The organism is Paenisporosarcina sp., from assembly GCF_049671445.1.
In the GTDB taxonomy this organism is placed as follows: domain Bacteria; phylum Bacillota; class Bacilli; order Bacillales_A; family Planococcaceae; genus Paenisporosarcina.
This window is the reverse complement of record NZ_JBATUX010000118.1, coordinates 62,725-81,155: the sequence shown is the minus strand read 5'-3', so window position 1 is coordinate 81,155 and position 18,431 is coordinate 62,725. Positions and strand designations below refer to the sequence as shown.

At 38.7% G+C, this 18,431-nt stretch carries 17 protein-coding genes; 1 reads left to right on the top strand and 16 read right to left on the bottom strand.

Features of this window, described 5'->3' with window-relative positions; genetic code table 11:
* Positions 1-68: 68 nt before the first annotated feature.
* The 5 genes from recG to WBG45_RS14385 form a co-directional block, all read right to left on the bottom strand.
* Positions 69-2,117 carry an ATP-dependent DNA helicase RecG gene (gene recG / locus WBG45_RS14405; protein ID WP_424415635.1) on the bottom strand — a complete coding sequence of 683 codons (2,049 nt, stop codon included), beginning with the start codon at positions 2,115-2,117 and terminating at the stop codon, positions 69-71.
* The gene (sdaAA, locus tag WBG45_RS14400) at positions 2,110-3,006 is read right to left on the bottom strand and encodes an L-serine ammonia-lyase, iron-sulfur-dependent, subunit alpha (RefSeq protein ID WP_024535035.1); all 897 of its coding nucleotides are present in this window, start codon (positions 3,004-3,006) and stop codon (positions 2,110-2,112) included. The genes recG and sdaAA overlap by 8 nt, the downstream gene beginning before the upstream one ends.
* 13 nt (positions 3,007-3,019) lie before the next feature.
* Positions 3,020-3,682, bottom strand: a complete 663-nt coding sequence (gene sdaAB / locus WBG45_RS14395; protein ID WP_424415633.1) for an L-serine ammonia-lyase, iron-sulfur-dependent subunit beta — start codon at positions 3,680-3,682, stop codon at positions 3,020-3,022.
* Between the two features lie 600 nt (positions 3,683-4,282).
* On the bottom strand, positions 4,283-5,950 hold the full coding sequence (locus WBG45_RS14390; RefSeq protein ID WP_424415631.1) for a DAK2 domain-containing protein: 1,668 nt from the start codon (positions 5,948-5,950) through the stop codon (positions 4,283-4,285).
* Between the two features lie 16 nt (positions 5,951-5,966).
* Positions 5,967-6,329: an Asp23/Gls24 family envelope stress response protein gene (locus WBG45_RS14385; protein ID WP_108584597.1), complete on the bottom strand. Its 363-nt coding sequence runs from the start codon at positions 6,327-6,329 to the stop codon at positions 5,967-5,969.
* Between the two features lie 230 nt (positions 6,330-6,559).
* Between WBG45_RS14385 and rpmB the strand changes: the two genes are divergently transcribed.
* Positions 6,560-6,748 (top strand): 50S ribosomal protein L28, encoded by a 189-nt coding sequence (gene rpmB, locus WBG45_RS14380; protein WP_024535039.1) that lies wholly within the window; start codon positions 6,560-6,562, stop codon positions 6,746-6,748.
* A 34-nt stretch (positions 6,749-6,782) separates the two neighbouring features.
* Here the strand turns inward: rpmB and spoVM are convergent, their stop codons facing one another.
* From spoVM to coaBC, 11 genes are all read right to left on the bottom strand, one after another.
* A complete protein-coding gene (gene spoVM / locus WBG45_RS14375) occupies positions 6,783-6,899 on the bottom strand; it encodes a stage V sporulation protein SpoVM (protein ID WP_424415628.1) in 117 nt (38 codons plus the stop codon).
* Positions 6,900-6,916: 17 nt separating this feature from the next.
* A complete protein-coding gene (locus WBG45_RS14370; RefSeq protein WP_424415626.1) occupies positions 6,917-7,570 on the bottom strand; it encodes a thiamine diphosphokinase in 654 nt (217 codons plus the stop codon).
* Positions 7,567-8,235 carry a ribulose-phosphate 3-epimerase gene (gene rpe / locus WBG45_RS14365; protein ID WP_424415624.1) on the bottom strand — a complete coding sequence of 223 codons (669 nt, stop codon included), beginning with the start codon at positions 8,233-8,235 and terminating at the stop codon, positions 7,567-7,569. Before rpe ends, WBG45_RS14370 begins: the two co-directional genes overlap by 4 nt.
* A 1-nt stretch (position 8,236) precedes the next feature.
* Entirely contained in the window at positions 8,237-9,118 is an 882-nt protein-coding gene (gene rsgA / locus WBG45_RS14360; RefSeq protein ID WP_424415622.1) for a ribosome small subunit-dependent GTPase A, read from the bottom strand.
* An 11-nt stretch (positions 9,119-9,129) separates the two neighbouring features.
* Entirely contained in the window at positions 9,130-11,079 is a 1,950-nt protein-coding gene (gene pknB / locus WBG45_RS14355; RefSeq protein ID WP_424415620.1) for a Stk1 family PASTA domain-containing Ser/Thr kinase, read from the bottom strand.
* Positions 11,080-11,081: 2 nt separating this feature from the next.
* The gene (locus WBG45_RS14350; protein ID WP_424415618.1) at positions 11,082-11,831 is read right to left on the bottom strand and encodes a Stp1/IreP family PP2C-type Ser/Thr phosphatase; all 750 of its coding nucleotides are present in this window, start codon (positions 11,829-11,831) and stop codon (positions 11,082-11,084) included.
* A gap of 151 nt (positions 11,832-11,982) precedes the next feature.
* Positions 11,983-13,356 carry a 16S rRNA (cytosine(967)-C(5))-methyltransferase RsmB gene (rsmB, locus tag WBG45_RS14345; RefSeq protein WP_424415616.1) on the bottom strand — a complete coding sequence of 458 codons (1,374 nt, stop codon included), beginning with the start codon at positions 13,354-13,356 and terminating at the stop codon, positions 11,983-11,985.
* Positions 13,353-14,294, bottom strand: coding sequence for a methionyl-tRNA formyltransferase (gene fmt / locus WBG45_RS14340; protein WP_424415614.1), 942 nt, complete (start codon positions 14,292-14,294; stop codon positions 13,353-13,355). Before fmt ends, rsmB begins: the two co-directional genes overlap by 4 nt.
* Entirely contained in the window at positions 14,291-14,782 is a 492-nt protein-coding gene (def, locus tag WBG45_RS14335) for a peptide deformylase (RefSeq protein ID WP_424415612.1), read from the bottom strand. The genes fmt and def overlap by 4 nt, the downstream gene beginning before the upstream one ends.
* 25 nt (positions 14,783-14,807) lie before the next feature.
* On the bottom strand, positions 14,808-17,222 hold the full coding sequence (priA, locus tag WBG45_RS14330) for a primosomal protein N' (RefSeq protein ID WP_424415610.1): 2,415 nt from the start codon (positions 17,220-17,222) through the stop codon (positions 14,808-14,810).
* Positions 17,212-18,426 carry a bifunctional phosphopantothenoylcysteine decarboxylase/phosphopantothenate--cysteine ligase CoaBC gene (gene coaBC / locus WBG45_RS14325; RefSeq protein WP_424415609.1) on the bottom strand — a complete coding sequence of 405 codons (1,215 nt, stop codon included), beginning with the start codon at positions 18,424-18,426 and terminating at the stop codon, positions 17,212-17,214. The genes priA and coaBC overlap by 11 nt, the downstream gene beginning before the upstream one ends.
* Between the last annotated feature and the right edge of the window lie 5 nt (positions 18,427-18,431).

Genomic DNA, 18,431 nt, shown 5'->3' with positions numbered 1-18,431 from the left:
AAATACAAGAAAAAGAATGCAAGGATTGTCTAAAAGTATGACCTTTTTAAACAGTCCCAGCATTCTTATTAATCTATTCTATCTCCCTCTAAGGCGCCCGAGTTTTGTAAGTAAGTACGCAAACACATCGTCTCCTCACTCGTCCAAAACTCATCTGAAGCAAGAAATTTCTCAGCATCTTGTCTCGCAGTTTCTAATGCTCGATAATCATGAACCAAATCAGCCATTTTAAATTCGGGCATCCCACTTTGCTTGCGACCAAAAAAGTCACCTGGACCTCGAAGTTCTAAATCTTTTTGAGCCAATTTAAAACCGTCATTCGTTTCGGTCATAGAAATCATACGCTCTTTCCCTTCTTCTGACTTCGGATCTGCAAGTAATATACAATACGACTGCTCTGATCCACGGCCTACACGGCCACGAAGTTGATGAAGTTGTGCTAGTCCAAAACGTTCAGCATCGTAAATAACCATAAAGGTAGCATTCGGCACATTTACTCCAACCTCTACAACCGTTGTGGAGACAAGAACTTGAATTTGCCCTTCACTAAACGCTCGCATCACTTCATCTTTTTCAGTCGAATGCAAGCGACCATGCATAAGACCTACTTTAAATTTATTATGAAATATGGAAGATAATTGTTCATACACTTCAACCGTATTTTGGACATCAAGCTTATCAGACTCTTCAATAAGAGGACAAATAACATACGCTTGTTTACCCTCTAGCAGTTCTTTTGCCATTCGTTTAATGGTTTCATCAAAGAGTTCCTTTTTGACCCAATGCGTTTCGATTTCTTTTCGACCAGCAGGCATTTCATCGATGGTAGAAACATCCATTTCCCCAAATGCCGTAATAGCTAGCGTACGAGGAATCGGTGTTGCGGTCATAAATAACACGTCAGGACTCATGCCTTTATCTCTTAATACACGTCTTTGTTCAACACCAAATCGATGCTGCTCATCAGTAATCACGAGTCCAAGTTGACGAAATTCCACATCTGGCTGAATTAGGGCATGTGTACCAATAAGTAAATCGATTTCACCATTTCGAAGTTGTTCATGCAGAGTCCTACGAGCTTTCGTTTTGGTAGAACCCGTTAATAACGCGATGCGAATGCCCATTGGAGCTAACCATTCATGCAAAGAATCAGCATGTTGCTCTGCTAAAATTTCTGTCGGAGCCATTAATGCCCCTTGGAAACCAGCCGTGATAACAGCGTACAATGCTATAGCCGCTACTACCGTTTTCCCAGAACCTACATCTCCTTGAAGCAATCGATTCATGCGATGAGGTTCTTTTAAATCTTTACATATTTCATTAACCACACGTTTCTGAGCTGCGGTTAACTCATATGGTAAAGTTGCTATCAAATCTTTTAATTTCTGAATATCGTAAGCAATCGGAATGCCTGGATTTTGTTCTTTACGTACTTTTTTAATCGCTTGCATTTTCAATTGGAACATCAATAACTCTTCATAGACAAATCTTCTTCTAGCTTGTTTGACATGTTCAGCATCTTTTGGAAAATGAACACCTTCAAGTGCTTCGAACACGGATAAAAGTTTATATGATTCTCTAATTTCATGTGGTAAACATTCCTCGATATCTGTACCCAATTCTTGCAAAGCCTGATGCATAAATTTGCGGAAAGTTTTTTGATGAAGAGAACCTTTCAAACTATACATAGGTTCAAAATCAATTTGGTCTGTTTTGGGGCCTGAAGAAAAATGAGTTGCACTAATCGCTTGGCGACCACGATCCCATTTTCCTGTGACTGTTACGATTTGCCCGCTCGTTATCTTATTTTTTAAGTACGCTTGATTAAAGAACACAACTTTGATTAAATGTGGCCCAACAAGAAGTCGGATTTGTAAACGTGATTTATTTTTGCCTAAAAAAAGAATAGAAGGCTCGCTTTCGACCCTTCCTTCTACTGTCACTCGTTCGTTATGTGGTGTTTCTGCAATGTTTTTTAAACGAAAATCTTCATGACGATATGGGAATGTCATGACGAGATCTTGCAACGTAAGAATTCCCATATCGGCTAAGGTTTTTTCTGTTTCTCCACCAACGCCTTTTATGCTGTTTACGGACTGAAGCTGTTTACTATACACCTTTTACAAAGTCAGCACCAAAAATTCTTTCTGCTAGTGCTCTCCCTGTTGGAGTTGCAGCTAAACCACCTTGTGCCGTTTCTTTTAATGCACTTGGCATAGTTTGCCCAATCTTAAACATTGCGTCAATTACTTCATCACATGGAATACGACTTGTAACACCTGCTAGTGCCATATCAGCAGAAACTAATGCATTAGCAGCACCCATCGCATTACGTTTCACACATGGAACTTCAACTAATCCAGCAACAGGGTCACAAACAAGTCCTAACATGTTTTTCATTGAAATGGCAAAAGCCTCTGAACATTGCTGAGGAGAACCACCTGACATTTCGACAATGGCAGCAGCAGCCATTGCAGCAGCTGAACCTACTTCAGCTTGGCATCCACCGGCAGCGCCAGAAATCGATGCATTGTTTGCTACGACGAATCCAAATGCTCCAGAAGTAAATAAATAACGAATCATTTCTTCACGTGTTGGATTCAATTGATTTTGCACAGCAAATAAAGTACCTGGTACCACCCCTGCAGAACCTGCAGTTGGTGTTGCACAAATAGTTCCCATTGCTGCGTTCACTTCATTAGTCGCTACAGCTTTACTAACTGCGTCGATTAATAATGCTCCTGAAAGTGTATTGCCCTTTTTCATATAATTGTGAAGAAGTACAGCATCTCCACCAGTTAAGCCTGATGTGGAATGAACACCTTTCAACCCTTTTTCCACTGCTTGTTCCATTACAGTAAGGTTTGTATCCATTTGCTTCATAATATCTTCACGGCTTCTTCTCGTAACTAGCATTTCTTGTTCTATCATTAATTCAGAGATTAATTTATTTTCAGTTGTCGCTAATTCGACTAATTCTTTTACATTACGGAATAAGAATTTCATTTATAAACCCTCCTCAATCTGAAATTTTCGTTACTTGAGTAATATGCGGTAATAGCGCGATTTGTTGAAGTACTTCATCTTCAATCGGCTGATCAACTTCAATAACCATCAAAGCCATTTGCCCTTGTTCTTTACGTGATACTTCCATGTGGCCAATGTTAATATTTTGTTCTGCTAAACAACTAGCTACTTTTGCGATACTACCAGGTTTGTCATCATGCACGACTAGAATAGCCGAATGATTTCCTGATAAGCGCAAAGGGAATCCATTTAATTCACTAATTTCGATTTTTCCTCCACCAATTGAAACTCCGATTAGTTCCATTTCACCTGACTCATCACCGATTACAAGACGTGCCGTATTCGGGTGCTCAGTATGACCGCTTTCCGGTATAAATTCAAACGTCAATCTCGCTTCTTCCGCAAGTTCGAACGATGTTTTAATGCGTTCATCAAATGTATCAAAACCTAGTAATCCACCAATTATGGCGATGTCCGTTCCGTGACCTTTGTAAGTCTCTGCAAAAGATCCATATAAATATATTTTCGCCCATGTTGGTTGTCGACCGAATAATTCACGCGTCACCAAACCAATTCTCGCTGCCCCTGCAGTATGCGAAGATGAAGGTCCAATCATTACTGGACCAATAATATCAAAAACTGATTTAAACTTCATTTTGAAGACCCCTTCGTTTCAAATTTCTCCCTACATCTTACATCACAATAACGCTTAAAACAAAGCTATGTTAACTATTGCTGTTGATATTCCGCAAAACAGGTACGCTTTCCTAAGATTAGTGCCAAGACTCCTAGTTATGAAAATCGGTGCTCATGTATTGCTTAGCTACACTCGCAACCGAGTTGTGCAAAAGCGATTTTGCACAACTCGTTTTCTGCGGGGATCTTGACTGTCTCGCTATCCCTCAGGTAGGACATTGGCCATACAGTATTAAGTCAATGTCTTTGCGACGAGTCTATGTTATCTATTACTGTTCAATTTAGTGATTGTAGTTTAAGGCGGCGACTCCAGCGGGATAAGCATGTCCAGGTGAGACCCCACAGGGAGCGAGTTGGGCTTTCTCACAACTCGTTTGCGACGAGTAACCGCAGGAGCACAGTTTTTTCACGCGAGCGAGGAGGCTCACGGACTGCCAGCGGAAAGCGTCCGCCCGTAACGGAAATCAACAGTTATTTTAACAGTTTCTTATATAAAAGTATCCGCTTACATAGTTGAAAGAAAAAGCAGTGAACCGAAGCGATTCACTGCTGTGTTTTTTTATTCGACTGAGATGATATAAGGATACAATGGTTGTTTTCCGTTGTATACTTCCACATCAGCATGCGAGAAGCTTTCTTCAACAAATGCAGCTAATTCATTAGCATCTGCTTCTGTAACATCTTCTCCGTATATAATAGTAATGATTTCAGAATCTTCATCGACTAAATCTTTGATTAACGATTTTGACACTTCTTCTAGTGAAGACGATGCCAAAATTATTTTCCCTTCAGAAATCGCCATGAAATCATCCTTTGCAATTTCAACGCCATCAATAGAGGTGTCACGAACAGCAAAAGTAACTTGTCCAGTTTTCACATGAGCGTAAGCTTCTGTCATTTTTGTTTTATTATCTTCTACTGACACTTCAGGATTGAATGCTAGTATTGCAGCCATTCCTTGAGGCACTGATTTTGTAGGCACAACTGCAGCTTCGATTCCAATTACTTCAGCGGCTTGTTCAGCAGCCATAATGATGTTTTTATTGTTTGGTAAAATGAGCACTTTCTCGGCGCCAACAGATTCAATCGCTTTAACGATATCTTCTGTAGATGGGTTCATCGTTTGACCACCTTCAATTACTGCACTCGCCCCTACACTTTTAAGAAGTTCTGAAATCCCCTCGCCCATTGCTACGGTAACAACCGCATATGGATGTTTTTTAACAGGGATAGAAGTTGGAACCGATTTTTTATAATCATCTCCAACGATTTCAGAGTGTTGTTGACGCATATTTTCTATTTTGATTTTAATTAGATCACCAAATTTTTGTCCGTAATCTAAACAATTACCTGGCTGTTCAGAGTGGATATGTACTTTTGCAATTTCGCTATCAGAAATAACAAGTAATGAATCACCATATTGACTTAATCCTTCACGGAAAGCTTGTTCATTAAACGGATTTTGTGCAACTTTTTCTGGCATGAACTTCACCATGAACTCTGTGCAATAACCGAATTCTATGTCTGCTGTATCCATAAAGCCTTGAACTTTTTTATGATGTTCAGCACTTACTAAATCATCCATAGAATGTGCAGACGTTTTTTCAGGTAATTTTTCGCCCTTCATTGAAGCGATAAATCCTTCATAGACGTATACAAGTCCTTGTCCACCAGAATCGACAACTCCTACTTCTTTTAAGACAGGAAGTAAATCAGGCGTTCTCTCTAGAGATGCTTGTGCTTCTTTCAACAATTCTTCCATTACTACTATTATATTGTCTTCATGTTCAGCTACTTCTACAGCTTTTTTCGCTGAATCTTTTGCTACTGTTAAAATGGTACCTTCAACAGGTTTCATGACAGCTTTATATGCCATATCCACACCGTGTTGGAAAGCATGAGCAAAGTCTTTTGCAGTTAACGTTGATTTTGTTTCAACATCTTTTCCAAAGCCACGGAAAAGCTGAGACAAAATAACACCAGAGTTTCCACGAGCTCCCATTAATAATCCTTTTGAAAGTGCTTGTGCTGTTTTTCCAATATGAGCAACTGCATGTGCTTCTGTTTCTTTTGATCCAGAAGACATTGATAAGTTCATGTTTGTTCCCGTATCACCATCGGGAACAGGAAAGACATTTAGCGCATCCACATAATCTGCATTTTGGAATAAGTGATGGGCACCCATTTTCACCATTTCTGCAAATTGAATTCCGTCTAAAGACTTCATATCCTACTTCCTCCTCTTATGGGTTCGTAACACGAACTCCTTGAACGTAAATATTTACTGATTTCACTGCAAGTCCTAATGTTTTATTTAGTGTGTATTTTACTTTTGATTGAACTTGATAAGCTACTTCTGAAACTTTTGTGCCGTAGCTGATCACAATGTACATATCAATGTGAAGATCTTCGCCATGTTGTCGTACTAGTACGCCTTTTGCGAAATTTTCTTTTCGTAAAATATCCGTCAAACCGTCTCGAATTTGGTGTTTTGACGCCATTCCGACAATCCCGTAACATTCAATCGCTGCTCCGCCTGCAATTTGAGCTACGACATCATTTGAAATATCAATCTGGCCGAATTCATTTTTCAATTCAATTGACATATAGAATGCCTCCTTATAAGTCCTTTTTGACTACCCTTAATTGTACTACAAATTGTCTCGCAATAAAAGAAAACGTTAACAATCTCCTGTATTCGTCTGTAAAGGTTTTTTTCTTGAAAGGCAAATCAAAATTGGTTGCAAAGAAAAACACAATGTGGTAAATTATTAAAGTATGTGAAATAACGAACTGAAAAAAATCTTTCAGCGTCTTTTTTTGAGGAGGAAATATAATGCCAAAAGTATGTGTAATCACAGGGCGTAAGTCTCGTGCTGGTAATGCGCGTTCTCACGCTATGAATAAAACAAAACGTACTTGGGGAGCTAACCTACAAAAAGTTCGTATTCTTGTAGATGGTAAACCAAAACGTGTTTGGGTTTCTGCGCGAGCAATGAAATCTGGCAAAGTTGAGCGCGTATAGTATTCGCTCAAAAAAAATGCTTGACTGACAAATGTCAGTCAAGCATTTTTTCTTTTTTCCTCTTCGGTTTATCTTCGCTATTCATCCAACCTAAACACATTCTTGCAAACCCACTCACAAATTTCGGTAATCTAAACGTATACACACGCATGATTTCACTCCTTCTTATCAATCTGAGCTACGTATTAATAAACATATGCCAGATGCAAAGGAGATAGACCCGTGTTCGTCCAATACTTCATTACTTGTAAAACGAGAACTGCCTATTTTTATGGTTTCATTGTCCACATTATATTTCATACCAGTAAGTGTAATATGCTCGACTATGTCATGAAAGGCAAAGAAAGACACGAAGGGCAATTCCGAATTTCTCATTAATTTTGTAGTGCCTGGTGTTAACAAACGCATTTCATTCCATTTGTTAAGAATAATAAATTGAATTTGTGGATTGTTTATTTGATTGCGATAAACGCTGTTGAGCACAGAAATAAAATGATCCAATCGCCCTCCAGTTACACCCGTTACCACGATTTTTTGTGGTGCAAAATCGAGTGAGTGAGCAATGGCTAAGTCTGTATCTGTTTCATCCTTATCCACAGATGCTACTTTTACTAAAGCAACTCTCTTTCTTAAATCCGTAAGTTCTTCTTTAGAAAGTGAATCAAAATCTCCGACAGCTACATTTGGAATGATGCCTTCATTAAGTAAATACATTGAACCCTTGTCCGCTCCAATAAAAAGAATATCCTCCGAAGATTTGAACGGCTGAAGGTCGGCCAATTCTTCAATTGGACCTCCAGCGCATATCACAATCGTTTTCATGCACGTATCGCTCGTTCGCCTGCTTGTTGAATATCTTGGAGTGCTTTTGTACGGTCTTGTTGATTATAAATAGCTGAACCCGCTACGAAAATCGTTGCACCCGCCTCTGCACATGGAACAATCGTTTCTGCAGTAATGCCACCATCTATTTCAATCTCGATAGCTAAATCTTTCTCTTTAATAATGTCGGATAATTTTTTTATTTTTGGAATGACAGAGTGAATAAATTTTTGACCGCCAAATCCAGGATTTACTGTCATAAATAGGACCATGTCAATGTCTTCCAATACATGCTGGATTGTTTCAATCGGCGTATGTGGATTTAATACAACGCCAGGTTTCACTCCAAAAGAGCGAATCAATTGAATCGTCCTGTGCAAGTGTGGACACGCTTCTACATGAACTGTTATATAATCAGCACCAGCTTTTGCAAATGATTCAATATAATTATCTGGATTCTCAATCATTAAATGTACGTCTAAAGGTAATTTTGTCACTGGTCTTAAAGCTTCAACCACAATCGGACCCATTGTAATATTTGGAACAAAATGGCCATCCATAACATCAATGTGAATCAGTTTTGCACCAGCTTGTTCGACTTCGTTTACTTCTTCAGCCAATTTTGAAAAGTTGGCAGCTAGGATTGATGGGGCAATTTTTATCACATTAATACCTCGGCTTTCGCTCGTTTATTTCTTCTAAGAACTTAACATAATGTTTATATCTATAATCTTTAATCTCGCCAGATTGAACCCCTGCAAGAACTGCACATTTCGGTTCACTTATGTGTAAACACTCTCTAAATTTACAGCGATCAGATGCTGCACGAAATTCAGGAAAACAATAAGATAACTGTTCTTTATCGATTTCATCAAAATCAAAAGAACTGAATCCTGGAGTATCAGCTAATAGTCCTTCGCAAACTTCAACCAGTTCTACATGACGTGTTGTATGTTTTCCTCGACCAAGAGCTTGTGAAATGATACCTGTTTTAATATTTAAGGCAGGCAACACAGTATTTAGTAATGTTGATTTCCCAACACCGGACTGTCCAGCTAAAACACTGATCTTACCTTTTAAAATAGGCGAGATATTGGCAACCAAACTTTCGTCGTCTTTAAATGTTTCTATTATTTGATATCCAATCGCTCGGTAATCATTAATAAAAGGTTGGATTTTCGCCATTTCAGATGCAGATATCAAATCCGTTTTGGTTAAACAAATAATTGGCTCTACGTTAAATGATTCTAAAACGACAAGAAAACGATCTAATAACAACGGATTGAAATCAGGTTCAGTCAAAGAAAATACCAGTAAAGCTTGATCGATATTAGAGATAGGCGGTCGAATTAGTGCATTTTTCCGATCATGAACGACAGTGATAGTTCCATCAGAACCGTCTTCCACTTCATAATCGACAAAATCGCCAACCAGTGGACTTACCCCCCGGTTTCTAAACACACCGCGTGCCCTACATTGAATAAATTTTTGCCCATCTTGAACATAATAAAACCCGCTAAGTGCCTTACGAATTTGTCCTTTCGGCATCGAATTCCTCCCTAATCGAAACTGCCATACTCAATAACCTCATCCTCGATGACCTTTGAGTCGACCATGATTCGATATGCTCCTTTTTGACCTTCTTCAATTTCTAATTGAATTTGTTGTATTTTTGTTTCAGTCAATACAAATTCCTCAACTGGCTCTGCAAGGGAATGAGTTTGATCCTGCAAATAAATACGAACAATTTGTTCAGCACCTTCTGTTTCAGGTTCATACGGAATTTCAATTGATTTAACAAAGGTTTTAACTTTCTTTGCAACAGGTCCTTTCGACAGGACAATTTCTATTGAACTTCCCGGCTCGAGTTGAGTTCCTGCAACGGGTTTTTGAGAAATAACAAATCCTTCAGGTACATCAACAGAATACTCTTCATTAACAATTCGAATATTAAAGCCAGATGATTTAGCATAATCGTTTAACGTTTTTTCATTGTATTGCTTTGTTAAATCAATGACACTTATTAATTCTTGACCTTTACTAACAACAAATTCAAGCTCGGTGTCATCTGGTATGAGCTCAGAACCACCTTCTGGTGACTGTGAAATAATTCTTCCGACAGGTTCATCTGAAAATTCTTCAACGGAGTCGATAGACTTGAATTGTTCTGATAATAACTCTCTTACTTCGTTAATGTCACGTCCTATATAATCAGCCAAAGAGACTGATTCTTTTCCACTCGAGATAATGAAGTCGATTTCAGTTCCTTCATCTCTAATTTTACCGTTTTCAGGAATCGTGCGAATTATTTGGCCTTCTTCAATTTCCTCTGAAGACTCTTCTGTTTCATTTCCTGCGACAAATCCAGCTTCTTCTATCTTATCAATCGCTTCGTTCAAAGATAAGTTTGCAACGTCTGGTACTTCAATTTTTTCAGGTCCGAAAATCCCTGGAAAAGCTATAATCACGATTAAGCTGATTAATAGGATTAATGAAATAACACCTAAAACCCATGGCCATTTTTTCTTTTTCTTTTTCTCTTCAACCACAGGGGTTGAAGAAACTTGCTCTTTATTATGTTGCTTCGTTTCTGTCAATTGATCGAAACTTTTGCCTTCTTTAATTACAGGCATGGCTTTAGTAGCATCATCATCATAAGGAATGGAGAATGCTTTTTCGTTTGCGCGTTCAACAGACAACACATTATTTAAGTCATGTTCCATTTCTTCTACAGTTTGATAGCGATTTCTTGGATCTTTGGCAGTTGCTTTCATCACTACATTTTCTAAACTTTGTGGGATACTCGGCACAACAGCTCTTACTGAAGGTGTATCCGTTTGTAAATGTTTTAATGCAATAGATACTGCAGATTCACCAGAAAAAGGGAGTTTACCGGTTAGCAGTTCGTATAACACGATACCTAAGGCATAAATGTCCGATTGCTTCGTTGCCGTTCCACCACGTGCTTGTTCAGGCGATAAATAATGGACAGTACCTAGCACTGAATTGGTTTGAGTAAAAGAAGTAGCACTCAAAGCCATCGCAATCCCAAAATCTGTAATTTTAACATGATGAATTCCATCCATCAAAATATTTTGCGGTTTGATATCTCTGTGAATAATTTGATTTTGATGTGCGTGTGCTATTGCAGATGTTAATTGTTTCATGATGCTCACTGTCTCATCTGGTGACAAAGGGGCATTATCCACAATATAGTGTTTCAATGTTTTGCCTTCAACAAACTCCATCACCAAATAATGCAAGTCCCGATCTTCACCCACGTCGAAAATATTAACAATGTTTGGATGTGTTAAACTCGTTGCAGAAAGTGCTTCACGTTGAAATCTTCGATGCAAATCATCTTCATTTGAAAAATCATAGCGCAACACTTTTATGGCTACATCTCTATCTAAAATCATGTCGTGTGCGAGGTAAACATTGGACATGCCCCCGCCGCCAATCATCTCGAGAACTTTGTAACGTCCACTAATTCTTTTGCCTAAGAGCATGTCTACACCTCCTCTTTTGTAGTCGTAATCAGAACAAGAGAGATGTTGTCTTCTCCGCCTTTTTCATTAGCAAGGTCTACTAAATGTTTTCCTTTTTCGTGAATGGAGGCATTGGTCGAAAGAATATTCGTCATGTCGTTAATTGATAATTTATTACTTAATCCATCAGAACATAATAGTAAATATGAATATGTAGGGTTCATTAAGGAGAAAAAGTCCGGTTCAATCGTTTTTTCAGTTCCTAATGATTTCGTAATTAAATTTTTCTTTGGATGACTTTGTGCTTCTTCTTCACTTATTTCACCATTTTCAACTAATACGTTTACATATGAATGATCCCTCGTCAATTGGTTCAATACTCCGGCATGTACTCCATATGCACGACTATCTCCTATGTGACAAAGAACTTTTTGATTATCGGTAATGACAATTGCTAAAAAAGTGGTCCCCATCCCTTGGCAATCTTCATGTGTTAAAGAATAATCAAAAATTAAACGATTAATCTTTCCAACAGCGTCTACAAACCATTGTTTAATCGAGTCTTCTGAATAAAAATGTTGTGGGGTAGCGTTTTCAAAAAATTTGCCGATTTTAGTTATGGCCATGTCACTTGCGATATCTCCTGCATTGTGCCCACCCATACCATCAGCAATAACACCTAATCGAACAAAATCAGAGCGCACGAACATTGCCGCACGATCCTCATTCACCGATCGTTTTTGACCAATATCACTTAATACAGTGTACTTCATCAATAGTCACTCCGTTTCTTGTTGACGCATCATAACAACGATTTCTGCATGATGCGCCAATATCAGAGCCGTGTTCACGACGGTTTGTTACTAAATTCACATACTTATCTTGATACTTACCATCCATAGATCTGTGATAATAGCTTATTCTTTAGTTTGCATCGATAGAAACGGAATCTTTTTTACGAAATGCTGCAACAAAGAAACCATCACTGTTAAAATCCTGTGGAAAAATGTGAATCATACCGTCTTTCGTCAGGTGATGCAGAGATTCAGGAAGGATATCTAATTTTTCTAAGATCATGTCTGAGTGGTTTGCAAGAAATGCTTGCACAGTGTCATTATTTTCGACTTCATCAATCGTACATGTACTATATACAATCAGTCCACTTGGCTTAATTAACTTATAAGCTTCGTCGAGAAGTTTAGTTTGAACTTTATGCAAAGAAGCAAAATCTTCTTCTTTTTTTGTATATTTGATATCAGGTTTGCGACGAATAACACCTAACCCGCTACAAGGTGCGTCTACTAGAATTCGGTCAAACGATTGCTCTTCATACTCATTCGTTAATTCTCGGCTATCCCAAGTGCGTGTCTCAATATTTTCAAAACCTAATCGACTTGCTTGATCAGCAATAAGCTTTACTTTATGTGGATGCAAATCAACAGAAACAAGGAACCCTTCGCCGTTTAGTTTCTCAGCAATATGCATAGACTTCCCACCTGGTGCAGCACACATATCCAATACTCTGTTCCCTGGTTCAACTCTTAGTGCATATGTTGGAATCATAGAACTCTCATCTTGTATTGAAACTGCTCCGTACTGATAAGCTTGCGTTTTCGCAACTTGCCCCTTTTCAATGTGAAGACACTCAGGAATTACTTCGCTTTGATGAGCCACAATTCCTTCATCTAACAACATATCAATTGCTTCTTGCACTGAAATTCGTGTGGTATTAACGCGAACTGTATGTGCTGGTGGAATATTATTTTCAAAAGCCATTGTTTCTGTTTTTTCAAAACCGAATTGTTTTACCCAACGTTGAATTAGCCATAACGGATGACTTGATGCGATAGATAAGCGTTCGATCGGGTCAACAATCTCATCAGTTGAACGTACTCCCTGACGTAAAATCCCTCTTAAAATACCATTAACTAATCCTGCTGTTCCTTTATGACTTCGCTTTTTAGCAATTTCTACTGCTTCATTTACAGCGGCATGATTTGGGATACGATCTAAATAATGAATTTGATAAAGTGACAGACGTAACAACTGGCGAACCCAATCATCAAGTTTTCCTTTAATAAACGGTTGCAAGTAATAATCAAGAGTCATCTTGTGTTGAAGAGTCCCATAAGTGATTTCCGTTAAAAGCGCACGATCTTTGATGTCTATATCATATTTTTCAATCGTTTGGTGAAGTAATAAATTGCTATATGCCTGACTTTTATCTACCGCCATTAAGATTGATAATGCGGCATCACGGACATTGCCATTCCACATTCGATATGATTTATTATTCATTGAAACTGATCCCCAATCTGTAATTTAGAACCAGTGCCTCTTAAGAATTCTTCGGCAGACATTTTTTTCTTCCCAGCTGGCTGTAATTCAGTAATTTCAAAGGCTTGCTCAAATCCCGTTTGCACAACAACTCGATCTACCTTTATCTCAACCACTGTCCCGGCTGGTTGAGTATAACTTTGTTGACTCGGTTGACCCCACCATACTTTTACGGCTTCTTGTTTTAAAGTGGTATAAGCAACCGGCCATGGACTTAGACCACGAACTTGATTGTAAATGTCTGTTGATGACTGATTCCAATCAATTCTTTCTTGCTCTCTTGAAATGTTGCGAGCGAAAGTCACATGGTTTTCATCTTGTACAATTCTTGCATTGGTTTGGTTTAAAATTGTAGGCAACGTCTCTTTTAATAAGTCACGACCAACGATGCTTAGTTTGTCAAATAAAATACCAGTTGTATCAGCATCTTCAATTGAAATTGCTTTTTGTGAAATGATATCACCAGCATCTAATTTTTGAGCCATATACATAATCGTGACACCCGTTTCGTCTTGCCCATCGATAATAGCTTGGTGAATTGGTGCACCTCCACGGTATGCAGGAAGCAATGAAGCATGGACATTTAAACAGCCATATTTAGGTGCTTCAAGTATTTCATTTGGAAGTATTTGACCAAAGGCAGCAGTCACAACAATATCTGGTTGCAAAGCTAAAATTTCATCTAATTGATGTGAACCTTTCAGCTTTTCTGGCTGTAAGACAGGTATACCTAGTCTTAATGCTTCTTTTTTTACAGGCGTTGGCGTTAACACTTTTTTGCGTCCTACTGGCCGATCTGGTTGTGTCACAACCGCTAAAATGGAATAACCTTCCTCGTGCAACATTGTCAGAATAGGTACTGAAAACTCTGGCGTTCCCATAAAAACTAAAGAAGTCAAAGTGTTTCCTCCTCTTCATTTTCAAGTTCAGAAGGATCCACGACACGAAGAATTTTCGAATCAAATAATACGCCATCTAAATGGTCTATTTCATGCAAAATCGCTCTTGCTTCATAATCTTCGGCTTCTAACTCGTACCATCTACCGTCTCTTTCTTGTGCTTTAATTCGCACATAAAAAGGACGTTCAACCTCACCATACAATTCAGGGAAACTCAAACAACCTTCAATATCAATGACTGAACCTTCTGTTTCTAAAACTTCAGGGTTGATCATTTCAATGATGTCTTCTCCTTCACCTAAATCTACAATGGCTACTCGGATAGATTCACCGACTTGAGGAGCTGCTATGCCAATACCATCAGAATCAAGCATGGTATCATGCATATCTTTTAATAAAGTAGCAAGTTTCCGATCAAATTTTAGTACTTTCTTTGTCGGTGTCGTTAATAGGTCATTTGGGTGTTTTACGATTTTTCTAATCGTCAAAGGGAATTCCTCATTTCGTGTCTGCTCACATTATGGAAGAAGGATTTAAGTCGATTGACATTAAAATTCCTTTCTTCAGCCAATCTGTTCGGTAAATACGGATTAATTGCTGAAGTACATCCGGGAGCATCGGTTCTTTTTTGTATTTTATCAAACATTGATAACGATATCTATTTTGCACACGACTAATTGATGAAGCCGTTGGTCCAATAATTTCTGCCGTAGGAGATAAATTCTCACGAAGCCAGTTTGCTGCTTTGTGAGCGTATTCTGCTGTCATCAAAACATCTTCATGTGTAATTTGAATGAGCACAACATAGGTAAAAGGTGGATAGGCAAACTGTTTGCGATTCATCATTTCTTGATGATAGAAAGCTATAAAATCATGATGCTGCGCAAATTGAATCGCATAGTGTTCTGGGGTGTAGGTTTGAACAACAACTTCACCTTTTTTATCGTGCCTTCCCGCTCGTCCACTCACTTGAGTCAACAATTGAAACGTTTTTTCGGCTGCTCGGAAATCAGCTAAATGGAGAGTGGTATCCGCAGAAAGAACTCCTACTAGTGTGATGTTAGGAAAATCGAGCCCTTTCGCAATCATTTGAGTACCAAGCAAGATGTCTGCTTTGCCGTCACCAAACATTTTTAATATGTGTTCATGAGAGCCTTTTTTACGAGTGGTATCAACATCCATTCGTAGCACTCTGGCAGTCGGGAAAAACCGTGCAATCTCTTCTTCCACTTTTTGTGTGCCTGTCCCAAAAAACCTGATATGGTCACTACTGCATTGTGGACACGAGTTTGGAACCTCAGAATCTTCCCCACAATAATGACACTTAATCCGTTCCTGATGTCGATGATAAGTCATCGAAATATCACAATTTGGACATTCGACCACGGTCCCACAATCACGACACATGACAAACGAAGAATGACCACGTCTGTTTAAGAACAACACCATTTGCTCTCCTTTTTCAAGACGGAGACGAATTGCATCCGCTAATTCCAAAGAAAACATGGATCGGTTGCCATTTTTCAATTGCTCTCGCATATCGATGATTGACACTTCTGGTAATGCTTGTTCACGAGGTCTCTTTGCTAAAGTTAACAAAGCATAATTTCCTTTTTTAGCTCGAGCATAAGATTCTAGTGAAGGCGTTGCACTCCCTAAAATGACAGGACACTGATGATATTCACTTCTCCAAATCGCTACATCTCTCGCATGGTAGCGTGGGGAATCATCTTGTTTATAAGTGCCTTCGTGTTCTTCATCTAAAATAATTAAGCCGATATTTTGAAAAGGAGCGAAGATAGCTGAACGAGCACCTACAACCACTTTAACTTCTCCACGACTAATTTTTCGCCATTCATCGTATTTCTCTCCAGTTGATAAACCACTATGCAAGACAGCAACTAAGGAGCCGAAACGCTCTTTGAAGCGATTGGTCATTTGAGGGGTAAGTGAAATTTCTGGTACAAGAACGATGGCTTCTTTTTGGTCCTTTAACGATCGTTCAATTGCTTGTAAGTACACTTCTGTCTTTCCACTTCCGGTGATGCCATGAAGAAGAAAGGTTGCCGCTTCGTGTTGATCATAAGAATGAATGATTTCAGTCAATGCGAGGTGTTGTTCATTTGTTAATGCGTGTTTTTTAGAAACGTCGATGGTTCTGTCAGCGTAAGGATCACGGTAAACTTCTTCAAATTCTAAAGTAGCCGCACCTTTTTCCACAACCCCTTGTAACACAGCATTTGTTGTATTAAGACTTTTTAAAACATCTGACAAAATGATGCGCTCACCTGAGTGCTCAATCATCCATTTTATTACGTCTTTTTGTTTCTTCGCTTGATTTGAGACGTTTTCGTAAATCTCTTTTAAGCGATTTACATCCTTTTCAATTTGTACCATTCTTACTTTTTTTACAGCAGTCTTTTGTTTAACCGCTGTTTCAAGAACTAAGATATGTTCTTTTATTAATTTTTTAATAGTAGAAAGCAATTCTTTCGATTCATCTGCTTTCAGCTCAACACTATCTTTCCCTTGAAATAAGGCTTGAACACTTTGTGGAAGCACCGCACTAGAATCAACAATTCGCAGTATTTTTTCATATTTTGCTCGTAAAGCAGACGGTAGCATAACTTGAAGAGCATCAATTTCGTAACATAAAGTATGACGCTTTAACCACTTGGTCATTGCAAGCATTTCTTGTGTTAGTACCGGTTCAATATCCAATAATTCACCAATTGGTTTTTGTTTTTCTAAAGGAACATCCGTGTCACTTTTTAAAGATGTAACAAACCCAAGAACTTGGCGATTGCCAAATGGGACTTTCACACGACTTCCACTTTCAATAATGGATTGGTATTTTTCCGGAATCGCATAATCAAACGGTCGATCAATCGGATAAGCTGCCACGTCAACAATGACTTCAGCGAACATGTTGTACATCCTCTTCATGAGCCAAAATCGTTTTAAATAGCTGTGTAGCTAACTCTTTTTTCGTCATATTATCGAAATGCTGAATATAATTTTCCTTACCAATGACAACTACCGTATTGGTATCCGTACCAAAACCACTATCTACTCGCGTGACATCATTAGCAACAATATAATCCGCATTTTTTTTAATTAGTTTTTCTTTCGCATAGGCTTCAACGTTGTTTGTTTCTGCAGCGAATCCAATTAATAATTGATGTGATTTCTTTTGGCCAAGAGTCATTAAAATATCAATCGTCCGCTCAAGCTCAAGCGAAGAGTCGCCCACTTGTTTTTTCATTTTCTGTGCATGAATCGTTTTTGGACGATAGTCAGCAACAGCAGCAGTCTTAATCACAATATCGGCATTATCATAATGTCTTAATACAGCTTGCAACATTTCTTCTGCACTTTCCACTTGCTCCATTGTTACATCGAGTGGAATCGGTAATGAAACAGGGCCTGATACAAGAATGGTCTCTGCCCCCATTTTCACGGCTGCTTCAGCAAGAGCATAGCCCATTTTCCCAGAAGAAAAGTTGGTTAGAAATCTGACAGGATCAATTCGTTCACGTGTTGGTCCCGCAGTGATTACAACTTTCTTCCCTTTTAACGGTAAATCTTTTGGCTGAAAGAAAGTTTCAACCAATTCAACGATTTTTTCTGGCTCTTCTAACCTTCCTTTTCCTACATACCCACAGGCTAAAAATCCTTCTGAAGGTTCAATAAATTCATACCCATCTTGCGCAAGTGTCGCGATATTCCGTTTCACTGCTGGGTGATCGTACATATGTACATTCATAGCTGGTGCAATCCATACTTTGGCCGTAGTAGCTAAAAGTGTCGTCGTCAGCATATCGTCGCCGAATCCATTTGCTAGTTTTCCAATCACATTGGCAGTAGCAGGAGCTACAATCACTAAATCTGCCCAGTCTGCTAAATCAATATGAGCAATGACTTGTGAGTTTTTCTCATCAAATGTATCGGTATAAACATCGTTTCTAGACATGACTTGAAAGCTCAGAGGCTGCACAAACTTTGTTGCAGATTCCGTCATGATGACTTTGACATTTGCTCCCGCTTGAGACAATTTACTAACGAGGGCAACCGCTTTATAAACAGCAATTCCACCAGATACGCACAATAAGATTTTTTTGTTTGCTAGCATGAACA

What these genes read in the sequence shown, in the direction of transcription:
- pknB (WP_424415620.1), bottom strand. Translation starts at nt 11,079, where the DNA reads ATGCTCTTAGGCAAAAGAATTAGTGGACGTTACAAAGTTCTCGAGATG.
- rsmB (WP_424415616.1), bottom strand. Translation starts at nt 13,356, where the DNA reads ATGAATAATAAATCATATCGAATGTGGAATGGCAATGTCCGTGATGCC.
- sdaAA (WP_024535035.1), bottom strand. Translation starts at nt 3,006, where the DNA reads ATGAAATTCTTATTCCGTAATGTAAAAGAATTAGTCGAATTAGCGACA.
- WBG45_RS14390 (WP_424415631.1), bottom strand. Translation starts at nt 5,950, where the DNA reads ATGAAGTCTTTAGACGGAATTCAATTTGCAGAAATGGTGAAAATGGGT.
- sdaAB (WP_424415633.1), bottom strand. Translation starts at nt 3,682, where the DNA reads ATGAAGTTTAAATCAGTTTTTGATATTATTGGTCCAGTAATGATTGGA.
- rsgA (WP_424415622.1), bottom strand. Translation starts at nt 9,118, where the DNA reads ATGCCGAAAGGACAAATTCGTAAGGCACTTAGCGGGTTTTATTATGTT.
- rpmB (WP_024535039.1), top strand. Translation starts at nt 6,560, where the DNA reads ATGCCAAAAGTATGTGTAATCACAGGGCGTAAGTCTCGTGCTGGTAAT.
- priA (WP_424415610.1), bottom strand. Translation starts at nt 17,222, where the DNA reads ATGTTCGCTGAAGTCATTGTTGACGTGGCAGCTTATCCGATTGATCGA.
- coaBC (WP_424415609.1), bottom strand. Translation starts at nt 18,426, where the DNA reads ATGCTAGCAAACAAAAAAATCTTATTGTGCGTATCTGGTGGAATTGCT.
- WBG45_RS14385 (WP_108584597.1), bottom strand. Translation starts at nt 6,329, where the DNA reads ATGTCAATTGAATTGAAAAATGAATTCGGCCAGATTGATATTTCAAAT.
- WBG45_RS14350 (WP_424415618.1), bottom strand. Translation starts at nt 11,831, where the DNA reads ATGAAGTACACTGTATTAAGTGATATTGGTCAAAAACGATCGGTGAAT.
- spoVM (WP_424415628.1), bottom strand. Translation starts at nt 6,899, where the DNA reads ATGCGTGTGTATACGTTTAGATTACCGAAATTTGTGAGTGGGTTTGCA.
- WBG45_RS14370 (WP_424415626.1), bottom strand. Translation starts at nt 7,570, where the DNA reads ATGAAAACGATTGTGATATGCGCTGGAGGTCCAATTGAAGAATTGGCC.